Here is a 26158-nt window from a genome sequence, read left to right on the forward strand (position 1 = left end):
CTGCGTGTCGCGGACCCGATAATGCGCTCGTTCATTTGCATGGGGTACGCCCGCTTCCTAGCTTGGGCCCGATAGACCCCGGACGAGAGGAAATGTCCCGCCCATGGCCGATGCCGAAAACGCCCCGAAGGACCAGGAAAAGACGGTCCGCCTGCAAGTCGCCGCCGCACGGCAGGAAGAAAGCGGGCAGGGCATTGCCCGCCTGCCGCGTTCCGCCTTCCAGGCGCTCGGCATCACCGAGGGCGACGTGGTCGAGATCGAGGGCAAGAACTCGACTGCCGCCATCGCGATGTCCGCCTATGACGAGGACCAGTCGCTCGAAGTGGTTCGGCTCGACGGTCTCCAGCGCGGCAATGCGGAAACGAGCAGCGGCGAACACGTGAAGATCCGCGCTGCGGAAACGCGCCCGGCGACCCGCGTGGTGTTCGCCCCGGCGCAGCGCGAGATGCGCTTGCAGGGCCCGACACAGGCGCTGAAGCGCAACTTCTTCAAGAAGCCGCTCGTCGCGGGCGACTTGGTGGCGACCACCGGCCAGCAACCGGTTCAGAACATGCCGCCGCAAGTGCAGCGCATGTTCAACGCGCCCGCCTACGCCCTGACCCAGATCCGCTTGCGGGTGGTCTCCACCGTCCCCAAGGGCTTCGTCCATATCGACGAGAATACCGAGGTGGAGTTGCGCGCCGAGTTCGAGGAACCCAAGGGCGGGCGCGGTACGGTCAATTACGACGATGTCGGCGGCATCGGCGACACGATCCAGCAGCTGCGCGAAATGGTCGAACTGCCGCTGCGCTACCCCGAACTGTTCATCCGCCTGGGCGTCGATCCGCCCAAGGGCGTGCTGCTGCACGGACCGCCCGGCACCGGCAAGACACGCCTGGCCCAGGCGGTCGCCAACGAAAGCGACGCGGAGTTCTTCACCATCAACGGCCCCGAGATCATGGGTTCGGGCTATGGCGAGAGCGAGAAGCGCCTACGCGAAGTGTTCGAGGAAGCGAGCCGCACCGCGCCGAGCATCGTCTTCATCGACGAGATCGACTCGATCGCGCCCAAGCGCGGCCAGGTCGCGGGCGAAGCGGAAAAGCGCCTTGTCGCGCAGCTGCTGACGCTGATGGACGGGCTGGAAGCACGCTCGAACCTCGTTGTCATCGCCGCCACCAACCGGCCCGACGCGATCGACGAGGCGCTGCGTCGTCCTGGCCGCTTCGACCGCGAAATCGTGATCGGCGTGCCGGACGAGAACGGCCGCCGGGAAATCCTCGCCATCCATACACGCGGCATGCCGCTGGGCGACAAGGTCGATTTGAAGGAACTGGCCAAGGCGACCTATGGCTTCGTCGGCGCGGACATCGCCGCGCTCGCCCGCGAAGCCGCGATCGAGGCGGTACGGCGCATCATGCCGAAGCTCGACCTCGACGAACGGACCATACCGACCGAAGTGCTCGAGGACCTGTGCGTCACACGCGAGGATTTCCTCGATGCGTTGAAGCGTATCCAGCCTTCCGCCATGCGCGAAGTCATGGTCCAGGTCCCCGACGTCTCGTGGGACGATATCGGCGGCGTCGACGAATCGATCGAGAAGCTGAAGGAAGGTATCGAGCTGCCGATGAAGAACCCGGAGGCGTTCGAGCGACTCGGGATCCGGGCGGCCAAGGGCTTCCTCCTGTACGGACCGCCCGGGACCGGCAAGACGTTGCTCGCCAAGGCCGTCGCGAAGGAGGCCGAGGCGAACTTCATTTCCATGAAGAGCTCCGACCTCCTTAGCAAATGGTACGGCGAAAGCGAACAGCAGATCGCCCGCATGTTCCGCCGGGCCCGCGCCGTGGCGCCTTGCGTGGTCTTCATCGACGAAATCGACAGCCTCGTGCCCGCCCGCGGGTCCGGGCAGGGCGAACCGGCTGTTACCTCGCGCGTCGTCAACACGGTGCTGGCCGAAATGGACGGGCTGGAGGAACTCCAGTCCGTCGTGGTGATCGGCGCGACGAACCGGCCGACATTGGTCGATCCGGCGCTCCTTCGGCCTGGCCGCTTCGACGAGCTGGTCTATGTCGGCACGCCGGACCGCAAGGGACGCGAGCAGATCCTGGGTATCCATACCGCCTCCATGCCGCTGGCCGACGATGTCGATCTGGGCGAGCTGGCAGGCAAGACGGACCGCTTCACCGGGGCAGACCTGGAAGACGTGGTGCGCCGCGCCGGCCTTAACGCGCTGCAGCGCGCGGGTCGGGAAGTGCAGCACGTCACCGCTGCCGACTTCGACGAAGCGCTGGAGGATTCGCGCGCAACCGTCACGCCGAAGATGGAAGAGGAATACAAGAAGATGCGCGGCGAGCTGAAGAAGCGCGCCGCCGAAGCCATGCCGATCGGCTTCATCCACGAAGGCATGGTCGAAAGCACCAGGCCTGCGAAGCACGGCGCGACGGAAGAGGAGCGGCGGCGCGAAGCCGCCACGCGCGAGGACTAGGCTTCGCCCGACGCCCGCTCGTTCGCCGCCGCCACTTCCAGGCGGTGGCGGATGAGCGCCTCGGGCTGGTTCTCACGCAACCAGGCGAGCATGTGCTCGCGCAGTTCGCACCGCAGCGTCCACAGGTCGCCGATGGTGCGCGCGCTGACCGCCAGGCGCAGCTCGATGCTTTCCGGATGCGCTTCCGTCATCAGGATACTGGCGGTCCGGCCGTCATGCAGCGGGTTTGCCGCCACCCACCGCTCGAATTCCGCCCGGATCGGCGTCACGTCGGTGATCGGATCGAGGTTGAGGAAGATCGGGCCGGTCAGCTTCTCGCTGCTGCGCGACCAGTTCTCGAAAGTCTCTTCCAGGAAACGCGTGGTCGGCACGATGATCAGCCGTTCGTCCCAAGTCCGCACGAGCACGAAGCTCATGCGGATTTCCTCGACCCGGCCGGTGTGCCCGTCGACGACCACCATGTCGCCGATGCGGATCGGTTCGGTGAGCGCCATCTGCAACCCGGCGATCAGGGATTTCAGCGCCGGCTGGGCCGCGGCACCGACCGCGATGGCGACGATACCGGCGGACGCCATCATGGTGACGCCGATCTCGCGCACGCCGGGAATGCCGATCAGGACCAGCGCGATGGTGATGACGATGATGACGACGGACGCCGTGCGGCTGAAGATCGCGATCTTGGTCCGGCGGCCGCGGATCGCGATCGGATCGTGCTTCTCGTCCATCCTCTGTTCCATGGCGCCCGCGAAACCGCGGACCACGGACAGGGCCAGCCAGCCGATGATGCCGGGGACGACGAAGCGCGCGACCGCTTCCCAGGGATCGGCGACGAGTTCGTTGCTGTTCGCCACGATCCCGATGGCCATCGCCACCGCCAGCCAGCGCATCGGCTTGTAGATGGTGACGACGAGGATATCGTCCGCCTGCGTATCCGAATGCCGCGTCAGCCGCTTGATCACCATGAAGGCGACCCGGTGGATCACCAGTGCGATGGTGATCGAGACGGCCAGCGCTACGCAGGCGACGGCGAGGTCGTCCCAGGCGATCTGGTAATTTCTCGGATCCAGGCGTTGGAACATCAGCGCCAGTTATGGGACGCGTGGCGGCGCCGCAAGCCCTGCAGGAAGGCGGATCAGTGCGCTTCGCCCCAACTCCTGCCCGATCCTGTCTCGATGCCGAGCGGCACGTCCAGTTCGACAGCGGGAAGCGCTGCCTCCGCCATCACCCGCTCGATGACGGGCGTTGCGTCCGCCACCAGTCCCTCGGGCAGTTCGAAAACCAGTTCGTCGTGGACCTGCAGCAGCATGCGCACATCCGTCAGGCCGGCGTCCGCCAGTGCCGGATTCATCCGCGCCATGGCGCGTTTGATGATGTCCGCGCTGGTGCCCTGGATGGGCGCATTGATCGCTGCGCGCTCGCTGCCCTGCCGTTCGCCCTGGTTCTTCGAATTGATCCGCGGGAACCACGTCTTCCGGCCGAACAGGGTTTCGGAATACCCCTTCTCGCGTACCGTCTCGAGCGTGCGGACGATGTAGCGCTGGATACCCGGGAAGCGCTGGAAGTATCGGTCGATGATGTCCTGCGCCTCGTCCGCCTCGATCCCCAGCCGCCCGGCGAGGCCCCAGCGGCTGATCCCGTAGAGGATGGCGAAATTGATGGTCTTGGCCTGCGCGCGCGTATCGCGGGTCACTTCGCCGTACATTTCCTGCGCGGTGCGGTTGTGGATGTCCTCCTCCTTGGAGAACGCTTCCTTCAACTGGGGCACGTCCGCCATGTGCGCGGCCAGTCGCAGTTCGATCTGGCTGTAGTCCGCCGCGAGCAGCACGTTGCCATCTTCCGCCACGAAGCATTCGCGGATCTGACGGCCGATCTCCGTGCGGATCGGGATGTTCTGCAGGTTGGGATCGGTGCTGGACAGGCGGCCGGTCTGGGCGCCCACCAGGCTGTAACTCGTGTGCACCCGTCCGGTGTCCGGATTGATGGCGGCCTGCAGCGCGTCGGTATAGGTCGTGCGCAGCTTGGTCAGCTGGCGCCATTCGAGTACCTTGCTGGCGATTTCCGCGCCTTGCGCGTCCAGTTTTTCGAGGATGCTCTGATCGGTCGAATACTGGCCGCTCTTGCCCTTGCGGCCGCCCTTGTATGCCATCTTGTCGAACAGGATCTCGCCCAGCTGCTTAGGGCTGCCGACCGAGAATTCCTGCCCCGCGATGGAGTGGATCTCGGTTTCCAGCGTGGCCGTCTGCGCGGCAAATTCCTCGGACAGCTTCGCGAGGCGCGCCTTGTCCACCTTGATGCCGTGCCGCTCCATCTGAGCGACCACCGGGATGATCGGCCGGTCGACCCGCTCGTAGACGCTGGTGCCGCCTTCGATGGCGAGGCGCGGCTTCAGCATCCGGTGGAGGCGCCAGGTCACGTCCGCATCCTCGGCCGCGTACTGCGTCGCCTTGTCGAGCGGAACCTGGCCGAACGGAATCTGCTTCTTGCCGCTGCCGCACACGTCCTTGAACTTGATCGGCGCGTGGGCGAGGTGGCGCTCGCACAATTCGTCCATGCCGTGTCCGCCGCCGATGCCCGTTTCGCTACGGCCGGCGTCGAGCGCGAAGCTGACGATCATGGTATCGTCGATCGGGCCGACCGCGATGCCGTGGCGGGCGAGGACGTTGAGGTCGTACTTGCCGTTCTGGAAGACCTTGAGCACCGCGTCGCTTTCCAACAGCGGCTTCAGCAGCGTCAGCGCCTCCGCCCGGTCGACCTGCCGGGGCCGGTCGTCGAACATGTCGCTGCCGCCGTGGGCGAACGGGATGTAGCAGGCATCGTTCGGCCCGAGGGCGAGGCTGACGCCGACGAGATCGGCACTGATGGCATCGAGACTGCTGGTTTCGGTGTCCACTGCGACGAGGCGCGCGGCAAAGGCGCGATCAATCCATTCGCGCAAGGACTCCATCGTCTGGACGCACTGGTAGGCATCGCGGTCGATGGCGGCCATTTCGGGAACCGGCTGGCGGCTACCTTCGGGCGCGGCGTCGGCGCTCTTGTTCTCGGCCTTGGCGGGATTGAGCCGATTGGGGCGGTCGGGGCTGCCGCTGCCGGCATCGAGCCGGCGCAGCAGGCTGGCGAAGCCGTGCTTCTCGAGGAATTGCGCCAGCGGCTCCTTCGGGACCGTCTTCAGCGCGAAATCCTCCAGCGGCTGCGGAAGGTCGCAATCTTCCTTCAGGGTAACGAGGACGCGCGAGAGTTCGGCATCCGCGCGCCCGTCCAGCAGCCGCTCCTTCAGCTTGGATTTCTTCATGTCGGGCGCCGCATCGAGCGCGCCGGCAAGGCTGCCATGTTCGGCAATCAGCTTGCTGGCCGTCTTGGGACCGATGCCGTAGATGCCGGGCACGTTGTCGACCGTGTCGCCCATCAGGGCCAGCACATCGCCGACGAGTTCGGGCGGAACCCCGAATTTCTCCTCCACCTCTTCCGGGCCGATGCGCACGCTCTTCATGGTGTCGAGCATGTCGATGGTCGCGCCGTCCACCTCGCCCACGATCTGCATCAGGTCCTTGTCGGAGGACACGATGGTCACGTCCCAGCCTTCCTTCTGGGCGGCGCGCGCATAGCTCGCGATGAGATCGTCGGCTTCCAGCCCTTCTTCCTCGATGCAGGCGAGACTGAAGGCGCGGGTGGCATCGCGGATCAGCGGAAACTGGGGGCGAAGGTCCTCGGGCGGTTCGGGCCGGTTGGTCTTGTATTCGGCATAGATGTCGTTGCGGAAACTGCGGCTGTCCTTGTCGAGAATGACGGCGAGGTGCGTCGGGCCGTCCGCCTTGTCGAGATCGTCCGCCAGCTTCCACAGCATGGTGGTGTAACCGTAAACCGCGCCGACCGGCGTCCCTTCCGGATTGGTGAGCGGCGGGAGACGGTGATAGGCGCGGAAGATATAGGCCGAGCCGTCGACGAGGTAGAGGTGATTCCTGTCTGCCATGATTTCGCGGTAGCAGCGCTTTGCAGGATGGTCAGCCGGGAAAGAATCTGGCGGCAAAAAACCGCGCAATCGCGACACTTTGTCGAAAAAATGGCGAGAATAAGGCAGAATGTGGCAAAATCGCTTGCGCGGTCACATTTTCGCCATTATCTGGCAGGCATGAAGTCGGTCCGGGAGGGTCGGTTTCTCACCGAGGCCTCGAGGCCAACGTGCCCCAAACTCGCAATGTAAGGAATTCATCCTATGCGTAAGTTCGTTATTGCTGCCGTCGCCGCTGGCGCCGCTCTCTCGCTCGCCGCTTGCTCGGAAGGCACCCAGGACGCCGCTGAAGAAACCGTCGAAGGCGCCGCCGCCGACACCGAAGCCAACGCCGAAGCCGCTGGTGCGGCCGTCGAAGGCGCCATGGACGACGCCGGCGAAACCGCCGAAGGCGCGATGGCCGAAGCCGACGAAGCTGCTGCCGACGCGGAAGCCGAAATGGACGCCACCATGGACGCCGAAACGACGACCGAAACCGAAGCTCAGTAAGCTTCTGGCGGTCAACGCTTCAAAAAAAGAAGGGCGGCTCGATCGAGCCGCCCTTCTTTCGTCCGGTATGCGCGCGAAAGACCGCGTCAACCCGAAAGACTATTCCGGGCTGTAGTCGGCGCGCGCGTAATTGCGGCCGGTCACCGAATATCCTTCGTAGAGAGCCTGCGTGATGGAGGCGATGCGCTGGTCGCGGCGTAGGCGCGCGGCGCTCTTGTTGCGGGCCTCGTCGCTCATCGAGGCGCTTTGGCCGGTCACGTAGATCGCCGCCGCGATGGGGCGCCCGTCGGGCGTGTAGAAGATACCGATGTCGCTGGCCGTGCGGTTGAGCGTGCCGGTCTTGTGCGCAAGCCGCGCGCTGTCCGGGAGGACGGAGGTCATGCGGCGCGATCCCGTCCGGGTGCCCTGCATGGTATCGACGATGAAGCGCGAACTGGATCGCGAAAGCCAGTCGCCCCGGTGAAGCCCGGCAAGCAGTTGGGCCATCGCCCGCGGGCTGGCGCTGTCGCGCTTGTCGACATAGGTCACCGGATCGAATTCACCGTCGTCGCGCACCAGCGTGGCAATGTCGCGGCTCAGTTCGAAATCCTGGATACCTGCCTTTTCGCGCATCCAGCGATTGACCGCCTTGGGGCCGCCCACGACATCCAGCAACGCATCCGTTGCCGTGTTGCTGCTGCGCGTGATCATCAGGTTGAGGAGGGTGCGCGCCGGGAGATACTTGCCCTTGGACACGGGCGCCTTCGAGCCGGAAAACCGGGCCGAGCGTTGCGGGATCAGGAGCGGAAATTCACTGTTGAGCGACCAGCGCCCATTATCGACCCCCTCCATGAACGTCGCGGCGATGGCGATCTTGCTGGTGCTGGCCATCGGGAAGCGCATGTCGCCGAGGATGGAAATCTCGCGCCCGGTGGTCAGGTCGATCGCGGCCACGCCGATCCGTCCGTCGGCGCCGTCGGCGAGCTGCGCAATGCGCTTCTCGAATCCAGTGTCGTATACCGCTTCGTAAGTGAGCGGTTCGCGGACCTTGGTGCCGAGCTCGCTATCGAAAGCGGCCTCGAAATCGGCGAAGCTGTCCTGCGCCGTGGCCGGTGCGGAAGCCACGCCAAAAGCGCCGAATGCCGCAAAGGCACTCAGCGTCGCGAAGATTTTGCGTCCCATGATCATTCCCGTTGCGTACCCCAATTATCCTTTTCAGGGGGTTAACGGGCCGGGATTCCCTCCTTCAAGCCGTGTCGCGACGAAAAGAGGCGCGAACGCGACGGAAGCCGGTTCGCGTCCCTTTTCGCACGAGTGTGAGGTCACGCGTCGCTGATCGCCTTCTCGATCCGGTCGGTCGGTTCGCCGGTCATCGTCTTGGCAATCTCCCCGGCGAGCCGCTTCTCAAGCTCTGAGTGATAGTGGCGCCGCATCTCGCCCAGCGTCTTGGGGTCGGCGATGATCAGCACATCGTCGAACGATCCGGCGATCGCTTGCTGGTTCAGCCATTCGGCGGCAGCTGCCCCGTGCGCCAGTTCATTGAGATCGGTTGCGCCGGTACGCTGCCCGGCATCGTCCTGGTGCTTCACGCCGGCGCTGAAGTTCGTGGCGGTCAGGTCGTGGCTTTCGGCATTGGCCAGCTTCGGCTCGAACAGCTGGCCTTCGTTACGCATCGTCTTGAACTGTTCGCCGTCGACAATGGCGACGAGGGCGCGTTGCGGCAGTTTCATGCAGGTCTCCTGTTGTTCTGTCGGAGATTCTACGTTCGAGCGGCGCATTCGTTGCGGCCCGGCCGCATCATCGCGCAATTGATCGGCGGAGCGAAACGGCTAGGCAGGTCGGCATGAGCACCTGGACACTCGGCATCATCGGCGGCAGCGGCCTCTACCAGATCGACACGCTGGAAGACGCGCAATGGATCAGGGTCGCTTCGCCCTTCGGCGAGGCGTCGGACGAGATCCTGTGCGGCAGGATCGGGGACGTGAAACTGCGCTTCCTGCCGCGCCACGGACGCGGGCATCGCATCCCGCCGGGCGAGGTGAACGCGCGCGCCAATGTCGACGCGCTGAAGCGGGCCGGGTGCACCGACATCCTCAGTATCAGCTCGGTCGGTTCGCTGCGGGAGGAACTGCTGCCGGGCCGGTTCTGCGTCGCCGACCAGTTCATCGACCGCACGAAGGGGCGCGCATCCAGCTTTTTCGGCACGGGCATGGTCGCCCATGTCAGCATGGCGGAGCCGGTGTGCGAACGCCTGTCCGCCTTCGCAGCCGCGGCGGTGGAGCGGGCCGGAGGCGACGTCGCGCATGGCGGAACCTATCTCGCCATGGAAGGCCCGCAGTTCTCGACCCGCGCGGAAAGCCACCTTTATCGCCAGTGGGGCGCGGACATCATCGGCATGACCGCCATGCCGGAAGCGAAACTGTGCCGCGAGGCGGAGATGCCATATGCGCTGATCGGCATGGTGACCGATTACGATTGCTGGCGCGAGGAAGAAGCCTTCGTGGAAGTCAGCCAGGTCATCGCGCAGATGCAGGCAAACGGAGAGATAGCCCGGCGGGCGATTTCGGAACTCGTCGCGGCGCTACCGGCGGAGCGAGCCGCTTCGCCGCTCGACACGGTCCTGGATCATGCGCTGATCACGGCGGAGGACGCGCGCGATCCCGCCATGCTGGCAAAGCTGGACGCGGTCGCCGGGCGCGTCCTCTAGGCCGAGCAACTCGCCCCGCCCAGCACGCAGAAGCGCGCGCAGTGGGGGTGGTTGAGCGAGACCTCGCCCGACGCTTCGGCCAGCGTCGCGCCCATGTCGAAGCCCTCGTCGTGGGGAATGAGCGTGCAGGCCGCGACGCGCGGTGCCGGTTCGCCCTTCCGGTGCACGACCATCCGGCTGGTGGCGCACATGATGTCGTCCGGCGACTTGCCGAGGATGTCCCAGCAATCGGTGGTGATCTCGGCGACATCTCTGGTCTCGTCCATTTCCGGGAACAGGACGAGCCGCATCGGGTCCTGCGCGTCGATCCGGATGTTCTGCTCCGCGAACAGGTCGGCGTAGCCGGCTCGCGCTTCGACCATACCTTCACCGGGCAGAAGGCGTCCGGCAACCGCGATGTCGAAGCCGTTGTCCGACAGCCACTTCAGACCCGCGATGGCCGGCTCCCAACTCCTCGATCCGCGCTCGCCCTCGTGACCCGCACGCGTGTGGTGGTCGAGGCTGACGCGGATGGTCAGCCGGTCGCCATATCGCCGCTTGAGGTCGAGCAGCGCTTCCTCGTGTCGCCGCATCGGTTTCATCGCATTGCTCAGCACCAGTGCCTCGAACCCTCGGTCCAGCGCATCATCCAGTATCGCTAGGAAGTCCGGGTTCATGAACGGTTCGCCGCCGGTGAAGCCGATTTCCCGCGTGCCGGTGCCCTGCGCCTCGTCGAGAAAGCGGGCGACGTCGCGAGCTTTGATATAGATCAGCGCGTCGTTGGTCGGGCTGCTCTCGATATAGCAGGTGGCACAGGCGAGATTGCACAGAGTGCCGGTGTTGAACCAGAGCGTTTCCAGCTGCTTGAGGCCGACCGTGGCCCGGCGTTCGCCTTTCGCGGTCAGAACGGGATCGGAGAACTTCTCGGCCGGGAGCGCAGCGGCATCGACGCGGAAGGGCGAGGGGCCTTGTGGCGCATTGCGTCCTGCCCCGCGCGTCCGCGGCTTATCCTCTCGGGCGGGGGCGTCGGCCATCAGGCGAATGTCCTGCGCAGGCCGGCGACGAAGGCGACCCAGCGCTTGGGTATCTTGCCGAACACGGTCGGCTCCCATGCGCTGAAAGCCGTGGCCTTGGTGATTTCCGAACGCGTGGGATAGGCGACGATCGCGCTGCCAATGGCAAAGCTGCTCGCCTTGCCGGTGATCAACTGGCTGAAGGGCAGGATGAGCTCCCCTGCATTCTTGCCACAGATGCTCGCTCCGACGACCTTTTTCCCCTTGAGCATGACCTTCAAATGGCCTCTGGTCTGGCCCTCGGCAATGGCTCGCTCGTTGTGGTCGAACCCTTCGCGCACGACCTTGAGTTTCTCGCCATAGGCTTCGCGCGCCTCGGCCTCCGTCATGCCGATCTGTGCGACTTCGGGCTCGGTGTAGGTGCACCAGGGCAGCGCCTTGAAGTCGACCTTGGTCGGCAGGCCGGTCGTGATCTCGAGCGCCACGTTGGAACCTTCGTAGCCTGAGACATGCGTGAGGCGCGGCCCCTCGCGGCAATCCCCGATGGCGTAGATATTGCTGACAGAGGTCCGCCGGCGCTTGTCGACCACGAAGCCGTTGCTGCCGGTCTCGATCCCGATCTCCTTCGCCCCGAAACCGTCCACCCGGGCCTTGCGCCCGGTCGCGACGAGCAGATGGGTGCCGGTGACCCGGTCGCCGCCTTCGAGTTCGACCGACACCGAACCGGCCGATCCGGCGACCCGGACGGCGGTGTCCTTCACGAAGACGACGCCTTCTGCCTTCATCGTATCGACCACGACATCGACCGATTCCGGATCGTCGCGTCCCATCGGGCGGCCGGGCTCGATCACGGTGACCTTGCTGCCGAGGCGGCAGAAGCTTTGCGCCATCTCCATGCCGACGACACCGCCGCCCAGCACGACCAGTTCGCCAGGCAGTTCGGTCAGTTCGAACAGGTTCTCGTTGGTGAGGTATGGCACGCCGCCAATCCCGGGGATGGGCGGCACCATTGGTTCGGAACCGGTGGCCAGCACGATCCGGGGTGCGCGCAGGATTTCGCCGCCGACCTCCACGCTCTGCCGGTCCTTCAGGGTCGCACGAGCACGCAGGACCTCGCAGCCCATTTCCTCGAACCGCTCTTCGGAATCGTGCGGGGCGATCTGCGCGATCGCGTCGTGGATGTGGCGATGGACGGCGGGGTAGTCGATCCGGGGCTCCGCCAGCCCCACGCCGAAGCGCGTACCTTCGCGACCCTGCTGCGCCCGGCGCGCCGCAGTGATCAGCGCCTTGGACGGCACGCAGCCATTGTTGAGGCACTCCCCGCCCATGGCATTCGCCTCGATCAGGGCGACCTTGAGGCCGAACAGCGCGCAGCCGCCCGCCGCGGTTAGCCCTGCGGCCCCGCCGCCGATCACGATCACGTCATGGGTGAATTTCATTGTCCGTCCGCCTTAACCCGATAGGGACGGGGCATGGAAGCAATCTCTGGCCTCGCGGTCGAATACCTGCGCCCGTTCTGATGCAGATCCTCGTCACCGGAGCCGCCGGCCTCGTCGGCGGAGAAGTCTGCGCCCGCCTGGTCGCAGACGGGCACCAGGTCACGGCAATGGTCCATCGCAATCCGGACATTCTCGCCAATGACGGCACGCCGGTTCCGGTGGCAGGGAGTGTCGCGGGAGACGTGCGGCAGGCACGGTTCGGCTGGTCCGAAGAGGAATTCCGGACAGTGGCATCCGACCACGACCTCCTGATCCATTGCGCGGCCACGGTGCGGTTCGATCTGCCGGAAGAGGACTACCTCACGACCAATGTGGGCGGAACTGCTCACGCGCTGGAACTCGCTCGCGAGGGCGACATGGATTTTCTCCACGTTGGTACCGCCTATGTCTGCGGCGCTCGGGATGGCCTTGTTCGCGAGGACGATCCACTCCCGGAAAGCGGCTTCGCCAACGGTTACGAAGCGAGCAAGGCGGCCGGCGAACGGCTGGTCCGCGCAAGCGACGTTCGCTGGGCGATCGCACGTCCCAGCATCGTTGTCGGGGCTTCCGATAGCGGCGAGATCCGGCAATTCGACACGACCTATGCCGCGTTCAAGTTGATCGCGGAAGGGCGCGTACGGCACATGCCGGCGCGGGCGGGGGCGACGCTGGATTTCGTCCCGATCGACCACGTGGCTGGCGGCATCGTGGCCATCGCCGACCGGATGGCGCGGGCCCGGGGCGGCACGTTCCATCTCGCGAGTTGCCAGCCTCTCCCGGTCGATCGCTTCACAGCCGCAATCGGCGCCTACCCGCAGTTCCACGAGCCCGAACTGGTCCCGCCGTACGCGTTCGATCCGTCCGGCCTGCCGGCGATGGAACGACGGCTGTTCCGCCGAGTGGCAGGTCTCTACGCCAGCTATTTCCAGCGCGATCCGCGCTTCGACGATCGCCGGTTCCGGGATCTGACCGGGATGGCGTGCCCGGCAACCGGGGAAGCCTATATCCGCCGGCTGATCGATCACTGCATCGCGGTCCGCTTCCTTCCGGACGGATGATCAGCGCACGTGGGGGTAGTGCTTTTCCATGCGTGAGCGGGCGCCCACCGCCCACAGGATGCCGACCTTGAAGTAGATCCAGTTCGCCCGCAACGGACCCCATGCCGCGATGCGGCGGTCCGACGTGACGATCCGGCGCGGGACCATCCGGATCTTGCCCAGGCGCGCGAACTTCACGCACAAGTCGGCTTCTTCCATGACCGCGTCGCCCGGCGTGCAGCCGCCGATTTCCAGGAACTGGGCGCGGCGGAAGAACATGGCATGGTCCCCGAACAGCAGGCGGACGCCGCGGAAGAAGAGGTGCGGCCTTGTGATGAGGGGCGCGTACCAGGTCTTGAGATAATTGTGCGCGCTCGTCACCCAGCGGGTTTTTTCCGGCCCGCGGATCAGCGGCGTGAAGCTGGCGAGGGCGATCCGCTCGTCGGAGAGGGTCCGGCGGATGACGCCCACCATGTCGACCGGCGGGATCGAGTCGGCGTGCAGGACGCAGACGAGGGGCGCCCGGGTCGCCTCGACGCCTGCGTTGATCTGTCCCGCACGGCCCGCCTCGCGTTCCAGCAGGCGCCAGCCCGCATCCTTCGCCAGCGCGCAGGTTCGATCTTTGCTGCCCCCGTCCACGACGACCACTTCGGCCGGTAGCGGATCCAGTGCCCGGATCGCGCGGACGAGGTCGGGCAACGCCTTTTCCTCGTCCAGTACCGGTATGACCAGCGCGACACCCGGATCGCTCACGGCAGGAACTCAGGCCAGTGTTCGAGGTCGGCCGCCGTATCGATGTCCGCCAGCTCGGGCAGGACGGCGGGCCTGATGCCGCGCTCCGCAAAGCGCCGCAGCGTTTCGGCGAAGACCGTGCTGGTGCTCCATTCCATTCCGGCGAAGGCGAAGTCCGATGGTTCGCGGTATCCCAGCAGATAGTATCCGCCGTCGCTGGCCGGACCGATGACCATCGGATCGGTCTCCAGCGTGTCGCGCGCCGCGCGCAGGACGGCCGGGCTAAGGCCGGGGCAGTCACTGCCGATCAGGATGGCGGGCGCGGGTACCCGGCCGAGTTTCGCGGTCAGGTCTCCGTCGCCCTGGTCCACGACTGCCAGGTCGTCGCCGAGCCCCTTGCGGAATTGCTCCGGCGGCGCGCCGGTCACGCGCAGTTCGAACGGGATTTCGCTGGCGCGGGCCACTTCCACCGTATGCGCCAGCAGTTTGGTGTAGATCGCGGCGGCGCCTTCTGCACCGAAACCCGGGATCAGGCGGGTCTTCGCCTTGCCCGGCTCGGGCCAGCGGCAGAATATGGAGATCAGCGGATCGGCCATCGCGCCTGCCCTAACCGCTTGGCCTTGGCGGGACCATAGGGCATGAGGGGACCTGATGGGGCTCGGCAGGACGCTATTCACGATCGCGGGGGCGGCAGCGCTGGTCGGCCTGCTGGTGGCCGAACGCAGGCGCCCCCTCAGGCGGCAGCATCATTCCGACCTGCCCCGCAACCTTCGCAATTTCGCCATGGGCGCAAGCTGCGCTGCCGTGGTCGCGGTCGTCGAGGTCCCGATCGGGCAGCGCATCGCGCGCGACAACCTTCGGCGCAGGCGCGGTTTCGCGCAGGCCCTTCCGCGCCCACTGCGACTGATCGGCGCAGGGCTGGCGATGGATTACGGTTTCTACTGGTGGCACGTCGCGACGCACCGCGTGCCGTTCCTGTGGCGCTTCCACCGGGTACACCATATCGATCCGGACATGGATGCGAGTACCGCCGTGCGCTTCCATTTCCTCGACATGCTGGTGAGCCTGCCGTGGCGGATCGTGCAGATCAGGCTCGCCGGGGCCAGCCCGAAATCGCTGCGCTGGTGGCGCCGGTTCTTCAACGCATCGATCCTGTTCCATCATGCGAACCTGCGCTTGCCCAAGGGCTGGGACCGTGCATTGCGGACCGTCCTCACCACGCCGGAAATGCACGGCATCCACCATTCGAAGGTCCGGCAGGAGCGGGACAGCAATTACACGAGCGGCATCAGCGTCTGGGACCGGCTGCACGGCACCTACCGCGACCGGCCCGCACCGCGCGCGATCGCGATCGGGGTGGACGAGCGGGACGAGGCGGACCTGCCGATCGCCCGTTCGCTCACCGCGCCGTTCCGGCGCACGCCGGCAGACACGAACGCCGACAGGACAGGATAACCCATGAACCTTGCGATCGAGACACGGGGCCTGACGAAGCGGCTCGGCGGGAAACCGGTGGTGCGCGATCTGGACCTGCGCGTGCCGGAAGGGTCGATCTTCGGCTTCCTCGGTCCCAACGGGGCGGGAAAGACGACCGCCATGCGCCTGCTGCTGGGCCTGCTGCGGCCCGACGCGGGGGACGTCCGCCTGTTGGGCAGCGACTTTCCGAAGAACCGCATCGCGCTTCTGGGGCAGATCGGCGCCTTTATCGAGACGCACGGCCTTTACGAACAACTTTCGGGCCGCGCCAATCTCGCCATCGCCTGCAGGCTGCGCGGACTCGACCCGTCCGAGATCGAGCCGGCGCTCGACATGGTGTCCATGCGCCATGCTGCGGACCGACGCGTGCGGTCCTATTCGCTCGGCATGAAGCAGCGCATGGCGCTCGCCCGCGCGCTGCTTGGCCGGCCGAAGCTGCTCCTGCTGGACGAGCCGACGAACGGGCTCGACCCGGATGGCATCATGGCCATGCGCGAACTGATCCGCGACTTGCCGTCCCGGCTGGGCGCAACCGTGTTCCTGTCCAGCCACCTGCTGGGCGAGGTGGAGGCCATCGCCACGGATATTGCCCTGCTGCGCAAGGGCGAGTTGCTGCACCAGGGCCCGTTGGCCGACTTCGCGGCGGACCATGCCGTGCTCCGGATCGGGGTGGAGCGTCCCGAAGACGCTGTATCGCTGCTCGCCTCGAATGGCATCGCCGCCGAAATCGAACCGGGTACGGCGCACCTGCTCGTCCGGCTCGCGAAGGACGGCGCCCGGCCGGCATCCGCCGATGCGGCCGGTATCAACACGCTGCTGGTCCGGGAGGGCTTTCCGGTTTCGCTGCTGAAGGAAGACAGACGCGGGCTCGAGGATCTGTACCGCGACATGATCGGGCCGGTCGGGACCGGGGAAGGGGACGGCGAATGATCGCTCTGCTGAGGTCCGAAATCGCGAAGCTGCGCGGTTCGCTGATCCTGCTGCTCGTGCTCGTGCCGCCACTGCTGCCGGGCCTGCTCATCTTCCTCGCCGTGGCCACGAACGAGGGGGCGCCGAGCTGGGCGCAACTGATCGGGCAGCTGACGATGCCGCTCTGGGCCATGTTCCTCAACGCTATGCTGCTCGCGACGCTGGCGACGCTGATGGGGCAGGTGGAATACCGGACCAACGGCTGGGCGTTCGTGCTCGTCCAGCCGGTCCCCCGGTGGCAGGTGTTCGTGACCAAGCTGATGATCCTGGTCGTGCTGCACGTGGCGATGATCGCGATGTGCATCCTGGGCGCGATCGTCAGCGCGCTGGCCGCCGGATATGCCTTCGACCGCGTCCCGACCGGCGACACCCCTCTGCGGCCGGCTCTCGACTTCGTCCTCGCCATGACCGGTGGGAGTTTCGCGATCCTCGTGCTTCAGCTGTGGGCGGCGCTGCGCTGGAACAATTTCACCGTGCCGCTCGCGATGGGCATCGGCGGAACGCTGGTCGGTCTCGCCGTGCTGATCGCGGGGACCGAGCAGGCGGACTGGTTTCCGTGGGTTCTCGCGCTGAAAGCGGGCGTGGCGGATTCGCCCCGATGGTTCATCACCACCGGGCTGGTGGCAGGCATCGTCGCTGCCGTGGCGATGGTCCTCGACTTCCAGCGGCACACCTTTCGATGATTGCAGGATGCTAAGCGGTCGCCACGAAAAAAGGCCCGGCAGGAGCGATCCTGCCGGGCCTTTTCGTTCGGTCGGGTGACCGGGTGGCGGGCTTAGAAGCCCATGCCGCCCATGCCGCCGCCCATGCCGCCCATGTCGGGCATGCCGCCGCCGCCGGAGTTCTTGTCTTCCGGCTTTTCGACGATCGCGGCTTCGGTCGTGATCAGCAGACCGGCCACCGAAGCGGCGTCCTGCAGCGCGGTGCGTACGACCTTGGTCGGGTCGATGACACCGGCCGAGACCAGGTTCTCGTACGTGTCGGTCGCGGCGTTGAAGCCCATGGTCTCGTCATTGCCGTCCATCAGCTTGCCCGCGACGACCGCGCCGTCATGGCCGGCGTTCGAGGCGATCTGGCGGACCGGAGCCTGCAGGGCACGACGCACGATGTCGACACCGCGGGTCTGGTCGTCATTGTCGCCTTCGAGACCGCTGAGGGCCTTGGTGGCGTAGAGCAGCGCGGTACCGCCGCCCGGGACGATGCCTTCTTCCACCGCGGCGCGGGTCGCGTGCAGCGCGTCGTCGACGCGGTCCTTGCGTTCCTTCACCTCGACTTCGGTGGCACCGCCGACCTTGATCACGGCAACCCCGCCGGCGAGCTTCGCCAGACGTTCCTGCAGCTTTTCCTTGTCGTAGTCGCTGGAGGTGTTGTCGATCTGCGTGCGGATTTCGCCGACGCGGGCCTTGATGTCCTCTTCGGCACCGGCACCGTCGACGATGGTCGTGTTGTCCTTGTCGATGGTGACGCGCTTGGCTTCACCCAGCATGCCGAGCGTGACGTTCTCGAGCTTGATGCCGAGGTCTTCGGAAATCATCTCGCCCTTGGTCAGGATCGCGATGTCCTGCAGCATCGCCTTGCGACGATCGCCGAAGCCCGGAGCCTTGACCGCCGCGACCTTCAGGCCGCCGCGCAGCTTGTTGACCACGAGGGTCGCCAGCGCTTCGCCTTCGATGTCTTCCGCGATGATCAGCAGCGGACGGCCCGACTGGACGGCCGCTTCGAGCACCGGCAGCATCGACTGAAGGTTCGACAGCTTCTTCTCGTGGATCAGGATGTACGGGTTTTCGAGTTCGACCGTCATCTTGTCCGGGTTGGTGATGAAGTAGGGGCTGAGATAGCCGCGGTCGAACTGCATGCCTTCGACGGTCTCGAGCTCGAATTCGAGGCCCTTGCTTTCGTCGACGGTGATCACGCCTTCCTTGCCGACCTTTTCCATGGCTTCGGCGATCTTCTCGCCGACTTCACGGTCGCCGTTCGCGGAAATGACGCCGACCTGCGAGATCTCGCTGGAGCCGGAAACGTCTTTGGAACGCGCCTTCAGGTCTTCGACGACCTTGGTGACGGCGAGGTCGATGCCGCGCTTCAGGTCCATCGGGTTCATGCCGGCCGCAACCGACTTCATGCCTTCGGTCACGATCGACTGGGCCAGAACGGTCGCGGTGGTGGTGCCGTCACCGGCGGCGTCGTTCGCCTTCGATGCGACTTCCTTGATCATCTGCGCGCCCATGTTCTCGAACTTGTCCTTCAGTTCGATTTCCTTGGCGACAGTGACACCGTCCTTGGTGATGCGCGGCGCGCCGAAGCTCTTGTCGATGACGACGTTGCGACCCTTCGGGCCGAGAGTCACCTTCACGGCATTGGCGAGCGTGTCGACGCCCCGGAGGATGCCTTCGCGGGCATCGCGGCTAAATTTTACGTCCTTGGCAGCCATCATGCTGTCCTTTCGGTTCAGATTTCAAATCAGGTTGATGAATGAAGTTGACACAGTTGACAGTGTCCTGAAGCGAAGAAGCGGATCAGGAAATGATCCCCATGATATCGCTTTCCTTCATGATCAGCAGCTCTTCGCCGTCGATCGTGACTTCGGTGCCGCCCCACTTGCCGAACAGCACGCGGTCGCCGGCCTTGACGTCGAGCGCGACACGGTCGCCGTCGTCGTCACGGACGCCGTCGCCCACGGCGACGACTTCGCCTTCGCTCGGCTTTTCCTTGGCGCTGTCGGGGATGATGATGCCGCCGGCGGTCTTTTCCTCGGCTTCGATGCGACGGACCAGAACGCGGTCATGCAACGGACGAAATGCCATATTGCACCTCTTTCATTAGAGTGGATGTTTCTGTTGGCACTCCCTGATGCAGAGTGCCAGCGCGGCGCATCTGGTGTCGCGGCGGCAGGGAGTCAACACGTCGCGAAGCAAAAAATCGTGCGCTGCGGGACGGGGCGGGCGGCGCGCCGGACGGTCCGTTGGACAATCGCGCCCCCGCTTGCCACATGCAGCCCCACAAAGCAGCCGGAGACTTAAGGAATGATCGCGGAAACCGATATCGCAGCCCTCAGCGTGCCGGAGCAGATATGGCTCTGGCTGCGCGTCAACATGGTCGAGATCGCGGGCGCCTTCGCCGTGCTCGTCATCGGCCTGCTGATCGCGAGCTTCGTGTCGCGCTGGGTGGAGCGGACTCTCACGAAATCGCCGCGCTTCGACCAGACCATTGCCGCTTTCCTGTCCAACCTCGTGAAATACGCGCTGTGGGCGCTGGTGCTGGTGACGGTGCTGTCCCAGTTCGGCGTGGAGACGACCAGCATCCTGGCCGCGCTGGGAGGACTTGCCCTGGCGGTCGGCCTCGCGCTGCAGGGCACGCTCAGCAATGTGGCGTCGGGCGTGATGATCCTGGTGCAGAAGCCCTTCAAGGTGGGCGAGGCGATCTCGGTCAACGAATTCACCGCCGTGGTCCAGCAGATCGGCCTGTTCACCACAGAGCTGAAGCAGTTCGACGGATTGTTCGTGATGGTGCCCAATTCCGAACTCTGGAACCAGCCGATCGTCAACCTGCATCGCCACCCCACCCGCCGTTTCGAACTGATCGTGGGGATCGGTTACGACGACAGCATGGAGCAGGCGCGCAAGGAACTGCTCGCGCTGGCCGAGGCCGACGAGCGGGTGCTGGACGATCCCGCACCGCAGGCCTTCGTCAATTCGCTGGACGACAGTTCCGTAGGCATCGGCCTGCGCGTCTGGTGCGCGACCGGCGATTACATGGCGGTGTCCTGGGACCTCACCGAAAAGGCCAAGGCGCGGTTCGACGCGGTCGGCCTCAACATCCCGTTCCCGCAGCGCGAAGTCACGATGAAGGCTGCCTGACGGGGCGCTGCGTCAGCCCCAGCGCATCGCGCCGCAGCCAGCGCCAGACCAGCAGGATCGCCGCGACCAGCAGCCCGGTCGCGAGGCCGATCCAGACGCCGGTCCCTTCCAGCGGGGTGCCGAAGCCGAGCGCGACCGCCGTGCCGAAGCCGGGCACCCAGTAGGCGAAGATCGCGATGACCATCGGGATGCGCGTGTCCTGCAACCCGCGCAGTGCGCCCGCAGCGACGGCCTGCAACCCGTCGGCAAGCTGGAAGGCGGCGGCGATGACCAGGTATTGCAGGGCGAAACCGATGAGGGCCGCGTTGGCGGCGGCATAGGGATCGACATAGATCGAGAGCAGGGCCCTGGGCGCAAGGATCATCGCGCCGGCGGTCAGCACCATGAAACCTGTGCCCAGCGCGATGCCCACCCAGCCGGCACGGCCCATGCCCTCGCTGTCGCGCGCGCCATAGAAATAGCCCACGCGGATGGTGCTCGCCTGGCCGATGCCGAAGGGGATCTGGAAGGCGAGCGCCGCGATCTGCAGTGCGATGGTGTGCCCCGCCAGCTGCGCCGCGCCGATATTGCCCATCAGGAACGCCGCGGCGCCGAAAATGCCCGCCTCTGCCGTAATGGTCAGTGCGATGGGCGTGCCGATCCGCACGATCTGCCACAGGCGCTGCCAGTCCGGTGCCCACCAGCGGCCGAGGATGCGGTAGCGGTGCAGCTTCGGGTCGAGCCGGATGGCCAGCAGGTAAGCGGCCAGCGTGACGAAAGACGTGATGATCGTCGCCATCGCCGCGCCGCGCAGGCCCAGTTCCGGCGCGCCGAAATTGCCGAAGATGAAGGCGTAATTGGCGAGCGCGTTCACGCCGATGCCCGCCGCGGTGATCAGCGTTGCGAAGATCGGCCGGTCCAGCGCCGATACGAAGCAGCGCAGGACGTTGTTGAACAGCATCGGGATCAGCGAGAAGATGATCAGCAGATTGTATTCGTTGGCGAGCGCGGTGATGCGCGGCTCCTGCCCGCTGGCGACCATCAGCGGGCCGAGCAGCAGGCACGCACCCATGCCCAGCAGCCCCGCGCCGATGGACAGCCACAGCGCCATGCGCATCCCGCGCCGCACCGGTCGCAAGGCGGGCGCTCGCTCGCCCAGTTCCGCCGAAATGACCGGCGCCACCGCCCCCGTCAGCCCGCTGAGCGCCCACAGCACCATGCCGAAAAGCGCGACCGCCAGCGCGGATGCCGCCAGCTGGTCTTCCCCCAGCCGCGCGATGAAGATCACGTCGACCGCGTAGGTCAGCATCTGCAGCAGGTTGGCGAGCGCGAGCGGCCAGCTCAGCCGCAGGGTCGCGGCAAGCTCGGTGCGCCAGGGTTTTTCGGGATCGACCTGGAGGGGAAGCGAATCGGACATAAAGCCGTCCCGGATAGCGGCGCCCCCATGACGGGGGAAGGCGGGATACGGCAATCCCGCGAATTCGCATTGTGGGCGGGTAGGACAAGGGTGTATGGGCCCGGTTCTGTATCCGGAGGGTCCGCATGAAATCCGTTGTTCTATCCGTCGCGCTGGCCGGTGCCGCGCTTCTCGTTCCCGGCGCGCAGGCGCAGGTCGTCACCGAAGAGATGACGGCCGAAAACGCCATGCACTGCAGCGCGTTCAGCGGCTTCACCGGCGGCATGGTGATGGAAGAAGACCCGGTCTTCGCGGCCGACCTGATGAAGGCTGCCTACACGTTCGGAACCTTCGCCTACGACCTCTACGAAGGTCCGGAAGAAGAAATGGACGTGGCGGCCGAGAACAAGATCGACTGGATCGACGACCAGCTCGACGGGTTCGGCGCGGACGAGGAAGCCACCATCTCGTTCATGGAAACGCATCTCGCGGCCTGCACCAAGCTGCGCGAGGCCAATCTCGAGGAATATTCTGAGGTCGAGGCGATCGTCGCGCGTGACTACGCCGCGCAGCTCGGCGCGATGGCCGGCGGGCAGGGGCTCATCGAAAACAACTGAGGGTCGTAGCGCGAGCGGCGGGCATCCCGGCCGCTCGCGCCCGATACTTCACCCGCCGTTGCGTAGGTTCGCCGCGATCCCGCGCAGGACGCCGGCCATGCGCTGGCCGCGCACATCGCTCTCGGTCATGCCGTCGGCCGCCGTTTCCAGCTGGTCCGCGACGCTGGCATCGCCGTCCTGTGCCCGCGCCAGCAGCGTGCGCAGCTCCGTCACCATCGGCATCTGCGCTTCGCCGGCCTCGTCCCGCTCGTACTGGTCGAGATAGGCGAGGGCGACCACCGGATCGTCCGGCCAGGTGACCGGCATCTGCTGCTGCGGATTGAAGAACTCGCCCTGGTCGGCGAGCTTGGCCGCGGCGATCTCGTTCTCGGTCAGCATCTCCGTCGGCACGAGCTCCAGCACGTCGAGGCCGCGCACGATCTCGGTGCCGTAGATCTTGCCGTCGAAGTAATAGACCGACCAGAAACCGCCGACCAGCGACTGGTCCTCGTCGATCGGGCCGCGGTCGAAATAGCCGATCTCGACCGGGTTGCTGCTGTCGGTGAAGTCGATCAGCGAGATGCCGCCCTGGTACCAGGCCTGAACGAAGATGTCGCGGCCCGGGACCGGCACCAGCGAGCCGTTGTGGGCGACGCAGTTCTCGGTCTCGCTTTGCGCGCTCGGGATCTTGAACAGGCTGCGCTGCACCAGCTTGCCGTCCACGATGTCGTAGATCGCGTCCGCGCCCCAGGTCATCGGGTCCTGGCTGCGGCAGCGCGGGCGGGCACCGCCGCCCCACTCGTCCGTGAACAGCACCTTGGTGCCGTCATTGTTGAAGGTGGCGGAGTGCCAGTAGGCGAAACCCTTGTCGGTCACGTCGTCCACGCGGACCGGCTTGCGCGGGTCCGAGATGTCGAGGACGATGCCGTTGCCCGAACACGCGCCCGCGGCGATGTTCTTCGCCGGGAAGATGGTGATGTCGTGGCACTGGTCCGTGGTCGCGGTGTCCTGCGTACCCGGACCGTGGTCGCCGCCCCGCCACAGGCCGGCAATGCGTCCGTCCTTGGCGAAGATGCGCGGGGAATCGATGATCCGCGCCTGCGAGGGATCGGCCTTGGGGATCTCGATCACGTCGATGCTGAAGAGCGCGCTTTCCTCGCCCCCGAAGCCGATCGTGCAGCCGGCCAGCTCCTCCTCGTCGCGCACGCGCGAGATGCCGGAATTGTAGACCAGCAGCGAATTGGCATCGTCCGCCACGATCGAGTGCGTGTGGCTGCCGCGGCAGGTCTGCACCTGGCCGACCTGGCGCGGGCGGTCGATGTCCGAAATGTCGAAGATGCGCAGGCCGCGGAACCGGTCGGGGCTGACGTCTTCGGACACGCCGCCGAGGCCGCAATCGGTCCGGCCGCGATTGTCCTCGACCGACATGATCAGCAGGTCGCCGGCGATCGACACGTCGCCCTGGCCCCCCGGGCACACGACCGAGCTAATAAGGTTCGGCATGCCCTCGTCCGACAGGCGGTAGATGTTGAAGCCGTGGTAATTGCCCGCGATCAGCAGATCGCGCGAGAACGCCATGTCGGTATTGCCGAAGCTGAGCAGGGGGAATCGCGGATTGGTCTGGGACGGGCGGGCATTGGCCGGCATGTCCTCGTCCGGTTCCGCGCCGATGGCGGAGACGGCGGCCATCGCCTCGTTCAGCTTGCGGAGCGCTTCGCTGCGCGGATCGGCCTCGTCGCTGTCGGCAGCCGCGCCACCGTCGATCGGGCTACGCTCCACGGGATCTTCGAGCACGGCCGGCAGGCGCAGACCGGCCGGGTTTTCCGGATCGAAGAAGCCTGCAGGCTTGGGCAGCGAGCGGACGAGCCGCAGGCCCTTCGCGGCCTGCTCCGCGTCGCGGAATCCGGCGGCAAGGCCGGTCCGCGGATCGGTCGCAACGTCGGCCAGGAGGTTGCTCATCACGGTGATTTCCGCCGACTGGTCGGCGACCACGTCGTTGACGAAGCGCGACAGGATCGGGTCGTAGGCCGCGCCCGGCGCGTCGTTCAGCATGTCCACCATGTCCAGCGCTCCCGCATGGTGGGCGATCATCAGCTGGAGGTACATGCGGTCGAACTCGGTCCCCGACAGCGAGGCGAGCTGTTCCATCTGTTCGGGCGTCGCCATGCCCTTCATCATCACGGGGCCGCCATCGGATGCGTGCATCATGTGGTGGGCGTGACCCTGCGCCGCGGCGGGGTCGGGAACGTCCTGCCCGCGCTCGCGCAGCCAGCTTTGCATGAAGGCGATCTCGTCCGCCTGGCTGACCTGGATCTTGCGGGCGATTTCCACGATGTCGTCGGTCGCAGTCCGGCCGTCTACCAAGCGGCCCATCTCCACCGCCTGGAAGTGGTGCCAGATCATGTTCTGCATGAAGTCGACATCGGCCTGGATGTAACGGTCGGCGACGATGCTGATCGCGTCGTTCGCGTCGATTTCCCGCGCGTCCTGGCCCACGCCGCCCGGCTGGACGATGGTCGCGTCCTGGGCGAGGGCGGGGCTGGCGAGCAGGGTGGCGCACGCCGCGGTGGCGAGCAGGCGGGTCTTGGCGAACATGTCGGGTGTCTCTCCGGTTTCGTTTGCAATCATGCTGGCGAAATTTCGTCGATGCCACAAGGCCGTTCGCCGACGCCCGTCACCCGCCGATGGAATAGCGGCACGAAAAAGGGGCGGCGCCTTGCGGCACCGCCCCCGTTCCTTTTCGCCTGAAGCGAGAAGAGCTTACTTGAGCTCGACGGTACCGCCGGCAGCTTCGATCTTGCTCTTGATGTCTTCGGCTTCCGCCTTGTTGACGCCTTCCTTGAGCGGCTTCGGCGCGCCTTCGACGAGCGCCTTGGCTTCGCCCAGGCCGAGGCCCGTGATGCCACGGACTTCCTTGATGACCTGGATCTTCTTGCCACCGTCGCCGGTGAGGATGACGTCGAATTCGTCCTTCTCTTCGGCGGGGGCAGCGGCATCGCCACCACCGGCGGGGCCGGCCACGGCCACGGCTGCGGCGGCGCTCACGCCCCACTCATCTTCGAGCGCGGTGGCGAGTTCGGCGGCTTCCAGAACGGTCAGCTTCGAAAGTTCTTCTACGAGGGCTTTGATATCGGCCATTGTTCAATACTCCTGAGATTCGTTTGGGGCGTCGTGCCCCGGCGAAATACGCTTGGAAAAACGGTCTATGCAGCTTCCTTGGCGCCGTAGGCACCAAAGACGCGGGCCAGCTTGCTGGCAGGGGCGTTGACGACCTGGGCGACCTTGGTCGCAGGCGCATTCATCAGACCCACCAGCTTGGCACGCAGCTCGTCGAGGCTCGGCATCGAGGCCAGCGACCTGATACCTGCTTCGTCGAGAACCTGCCCGCCCATCGAACCGCCGACGATTTCCAGCCGGTCGTTCGATTTGGCGAAGTCCACCGCGGCCTTGGCCGCCGCCACCGGATCCTCGGAGTAACCGAGGGCCGTCGGGCCCGAAAGCATGCCTTCGATGCCTTCGTAGGGAGTGTCCTTCAGGGCGAGCTTGGCAAGACGGTTCTTCGCAACCTTGTAGGACGCGCCGGCTTCGCGCATCTTCCCGCGCAGATCGGTGGATTCCGCCACCGTCAGGCCGAGGTTGCGGGTGATGACCACCACGCCGACCTCGTTGAAGACCGCATTGAGCTGGGCGACCGCGTCGGTTTTCTGCGAACGATCCATGCCTTACTCCTTCACTGTGGTCGCGATGGCCCGAAGGCCGCCGCGACCGGCTCAAACAGTCCCGGCGCGGATGCACCGGGACAAAGTCCAATGATGGGGAAGGAGGATGCGCCGGGGACGCACAGGGCCAGGCCGCTTGGGCAAGGCCGAAAAATCTCGTTTCCCCGTCTAGGCTGGAAATTAAGACCGGCATATTCCGGTCACCAACTGTCTCGGACGGATGATCGCGAACACCTGCAAAGGCTTTCGCGAACGGGCGCGCATCTAGCGCATGGCGGCGCAAAG

23 protein-coding genes are annotated in these 26158 nt (G+C 65.9%); 9 read left to right on the forward strand and 14 right to left on the reverse strand.

Annotated elements, in window-relative coordinates:
• Window positions 1-103: 103 nt before the first annotated feature.
• A complete protein-coding gene (locus AB1K63_RS12435; RefSeq protein ID WP_366960492.1) occupies window positions 104-2461 on the forward strand; it encodes a CDC48 family AAA ATPase in 2358 nt (785 codons plus the stop codon).
• Here AB1K63_RS12435 and AB1K63_RS12440 read toward each other — a convergent pair.
• Entirely contained in the window at window positions 2458-3540 is a 1083-nt protein-coding gene (locus AB1K63_RS12440) for a mechanosensitive ion channel domain-containing protein (protein ID WP_366960493.1), read from the reverse strand. The two genes, AB1K63_RS12435 and AB1K63_RS12440, sit on opposite strands and share 4 nt — an antisense overlap.
• A gap of 53 nt (window positions 3541-3593) precedes the next feature.
• Entirely contained in the window at window positions 3594-6428 is a 2835-nt protein-coding gene (gene polA / locus AB1K63_RS12445) for a DNA polymerase I (RefSeq protein ID WP_366960494.1), read from the reverse strand.
• Window positions 6429-6671: 243 nt separating this feature from the next.
• On the opposite strand from polA, the gene AB1K63_RS12450 reads away from it, so the two are divergent.
• On the forward strand, window positions 6672-6956 hold the full coding sequence (locus tag AB1K63_RS12450; protein WP_366960495.1) for a hypothetical protein: 285 nt from the start codon (window positions 6672-6674) through the stop codon (window positions 6954-6956).
• A 99-nt stretch (window positions 6957-7055) separates the two neighbouring features.
• Here AB1K63_RS12450 and AB1K63_RS12455 read toward each other — a convergent pair whose 3' ends face one another.
• Both AB1K63_RS12455 and AB1K63_RS12460 read right to left on the reverse strand, forming a co-directional pair.
• Window positions 7056-8117: a serine hydrolase gene (locus AB1K63_RS12455; protein ID WP_366960496.1), complete on the reverse strand. Its 1062-nt coding sequence runs from the start codon at window positions 8115-8117 to the stop codon at window positions 7056-7058.
• A gap of 140 nt (window positions 8118-8257) precedes the next feature.
• Window positions 8258-8665, reverse strand: a complete 408-nt coding sequence (locus AB1K63_RS12460) for a host attachment protein (RefSeq protein WP_366960497.1) — start codon at window positions 8663-8665, stop codon at window positions 8258-8260.
• A 113-nt stretch (window positions 8666-8778) separates the two neighbouring features.
• Here AB1K63_RS12460 and mtnP point away from each other — a divergent pair, with 113 nt between their 5' ends.
• A complete protein-coding gene (gene mtnP, locus AB1K63_RS12465; protein ID WP_366960499.1) occupies window positions 8779-9642 on the forward strand; it encodes an S-methyl-5'-thioadenosine phosphorylase in 864 nt (287 codons plus the stop codon).
• On the opposite strand, the gene AB1K63_RS12470 is transcribed toward mtnP, so the two are convergent.
• Together AB1K63_RS12470 and AB1K63_RS12475 are read right to left on the reverse strand one after the other, a co-directional pair.
• The gene (locus AB1K63_RS12470) at window positions 9639-10655 is read right to left on the reverse strand and encodes a radical SAM protein (RefSeq protein ID WP_366960500.1); all 1017 of its coding nucleotides are present in this window, start codon (window positions 10653-10655) and stop codon (window positions 9639-9641) included. The genes mtnP and AB1K63_RS12470 overlap by 4 nt on opposite strands.
• The gene (locus AB1K63_RS12475) at window positions 10655-12073 is read right to left on the reverse strand and encodes an FAD-dependent oxidoreductase (RefSeq protein ID WP_366960501.1); all 1419 of its coding nucleotides are present in this window, start codon (window positions 12071-12073) and stop codon (window positions 10655-10657) included. Before AB1K63_RS12475 ends, AB1K63_RS12470 begins: the two co-directional genes overlap by 1 nt.
• Window positions 12074-12153: 80 nt before the next feature.
• Between AB1K63_RS12475 and AB1K63_RS12480 the strand changes: the two genes are divergently transcribed.
• Window positions 12154-13170, forward strand: a complete 1017-nt coding sequence (locus AB1K63_RS12480) for an SDR family oxidoreductase (RefSeq protein ID WP_366960502.1) — start codon at window positions 12154-12156, stop codon at window positions 13168-13170.
• Here the strand turns inward: AB1K63_RS12480 and AB1K63_RS12485 are convergent, their stop codons facing one another.
• On the reverse strand, window positions 13171-13902 hold the full coding sequence (locus tag AB1K63_RS12485) for a glycosyltransferase (RefSeq protein WP_366960503.1): 732 nt from the start codon (window positions 13900-13902) through the stop codon (window positions 13171-13173).
• Window positions 13899-14477 (reverse strand): TIGR04282 family arsenosugar biosynthesis glycosyltransferase, encoded by a 579-nt coding sequence (locus tag AB1K63_RS12490; protein WP_366960504.1) that lies wholly within the window; start codon window positions 14475-14477, stop codon window positions 13899-13901. The genes AB1K63_RS12485 and AB1K63_RS12490 overlap by 4 nt, the downstream gene beginning before the upstream one ends.
• Before the next feature lie 55 nt (window positions 14478-14532).
• Between AB1K63_RS12490 and AB1K63_RS12495 the strand changes: the two genes are divergently transcribed.
• The 3 genes from AB1K63_RS12495 to AB1K63_RS12505 are packed head-to-tail and all read left to right on the forward strand — an operon-like array spanning window position 14533 to window position 17009.
• Complete coding sequence (locus tag AB1K63_RS12495; protein ID WP_366960505.1) at window positions 14533-15336, forward strand: sterol desaturase family protein; 804 nt, start codon at window positions 14533-14535, stop codon at window positions 15334-15336.
• 3 nt (window positions 15337-15339) lie between these two features.
• Window positions 15340-16287, forward strand: a complete 948-nt coding sequence (locus AB1K63_RS12500; RefSeq protein WP_366960506.1) for an ATP-binding cassette domain-containing protein — start codon at window positions 15340-15342, stop codon at window positions 16285-16287.
• Complete coding sequence (locus AB1K63_RS12505; protein WP_366960508.1) at window positions 16284-17009, forward strand: ABC transporter permease; 726 nt, start codon at window positions 16284-16286, stop codon at window positions 17007-17009. The genes AB1K63_RS12500 and AB1K63_RS12505 overlap by 4 nt, the downstream gene beginning before the upstream one ends.
• A gap of 92 nt (window positions 17010-17101) precedes the next feature.
• Here AB1K63_RS12505 and groL read toward each other — a convergent pair whose 3' ends face one another.
• Entirely contained in the window at window positions 17102-18757 is a 1656-nt protein-coding gene (gene groL, locus AB1K63_RS12510) for a chaperonin GroEL (protein WP_366960723.1), read from the reverse strand.
• 85 nt (window positions 18758-18842) lie between these two features.
• On the reverse strand, window positions 18843-19130 hold the full coding sequence (gene groES / locus AB1K63_RS12515; RefSeq protein ID WP_366960510.1) for a co-chaperone GroES: 288 nt from the start codon (window positions 19128-19130) through the stop codon (window positions 18843-18845).
• A gap of 219 nt (window positions 19131-19349) precedes the next feature.
• On the opposite strand from groES, the gene AB1K63_RS12520 reads away from it, so the two are divergent.
• The gene (locus AB1K63_RS12520; protein WP_366960511.1) at window positions 19350-20183 is read left to right on the forward strand and encodes a mechanosensitive ion channel domain-containing protein; all 834 of its coding nucleotides are present in this window, start codon (window positions 19350-19352) and stop codon (window positions 20181-20183) included.
• Here AB1K63_RS12520 and AB1K63_RS12525 read toward each other — a convergent pair.
• Window positions 20164-21579 (reverse strand): MATE family efflux transporter, encoded by a 1416-nt coding sequence (locus AB1K63_RS12525; RefSeq protein WP_366960512.1) that lies wholly within the window; start codon window positions 21577-21579, stop codon window positions 20164-20166. The two genes, AB1K63_RS12520 and AB1K63_RS12525, sit on opposite strands and share 20 nt — an antisense overlap.
• A 125-nt stretch (window positions 21580-21704) precedes the next feature.
• Here AB1K63_RS12525 and AB1K63_RS12530 point away from each other — a divergent pair, with 125 nt between their 5' ends.
• Complete coding sequence (locus tag AB1K63_RS12530) at window positions 21705-22175, forward strand: hypothetical protein (RefSeq protein ID WP_366960513.1); 471 nt, start codon at window positions 21705-21707, stop codon at window positions 22173-22175.
• Window positions 22176-22223: 48 nt separating this feature from the next.
• On the opposite strand, the gene AB1K63_RS12535 is transcribed toward AB1K63_RS12530, so the two are convergent.
• From AB1K63_RS12535 to rplJ, 3 genes are all read right to left on the reverse strand, one after another.
• The gene (locus AB1K63_RS12535) at window positions 22224-24782 is read right to left on the reverse strand and encodes a DUF305 domain-containing protein (protein ID WP_366960514.1); all 2559 of its coding nucleotides are present in this window, start codon (window positions 24780-24782) and stop codon (window positions 22224-22226) included.
• A gap of 132 nt (window positions 24783-24914) precedes the next feature.
• Entirely contained in the window at window positions 24915-25292 is a 378-nt protein-coding gene (rplL, locus tag AB1K63_RS12540) for a 50S ribosomal protein L7/L12 (protein WP_366960515.1), read from the reverse strand.
• A gap of 65 nt (window positions 25293-25357) precedes the next feature.
• The gene (gene rplJ / locus AB1K63_RS12545) at window positions 25358-25873 is read right to left on the reverse strand and encodes a 50S ribosomal protein L10 (protein WP_366960516.1); all 516 of its coding nucleotides are present in this window, start codon (window positions 25871-25873) and stop codon (window positions 25358-25360) included.
• Window positions 25874-26158: the final 285 nt, after the last annotated feature.

This window comes from Qipengyuania sp. JC766 (assembly GCF_040717445.1).
GTDB lineage: Bacteria > Pseudomonadota > Alphaproteobacteria > Sphingomonadales > Sphingomonadaceae > JC766.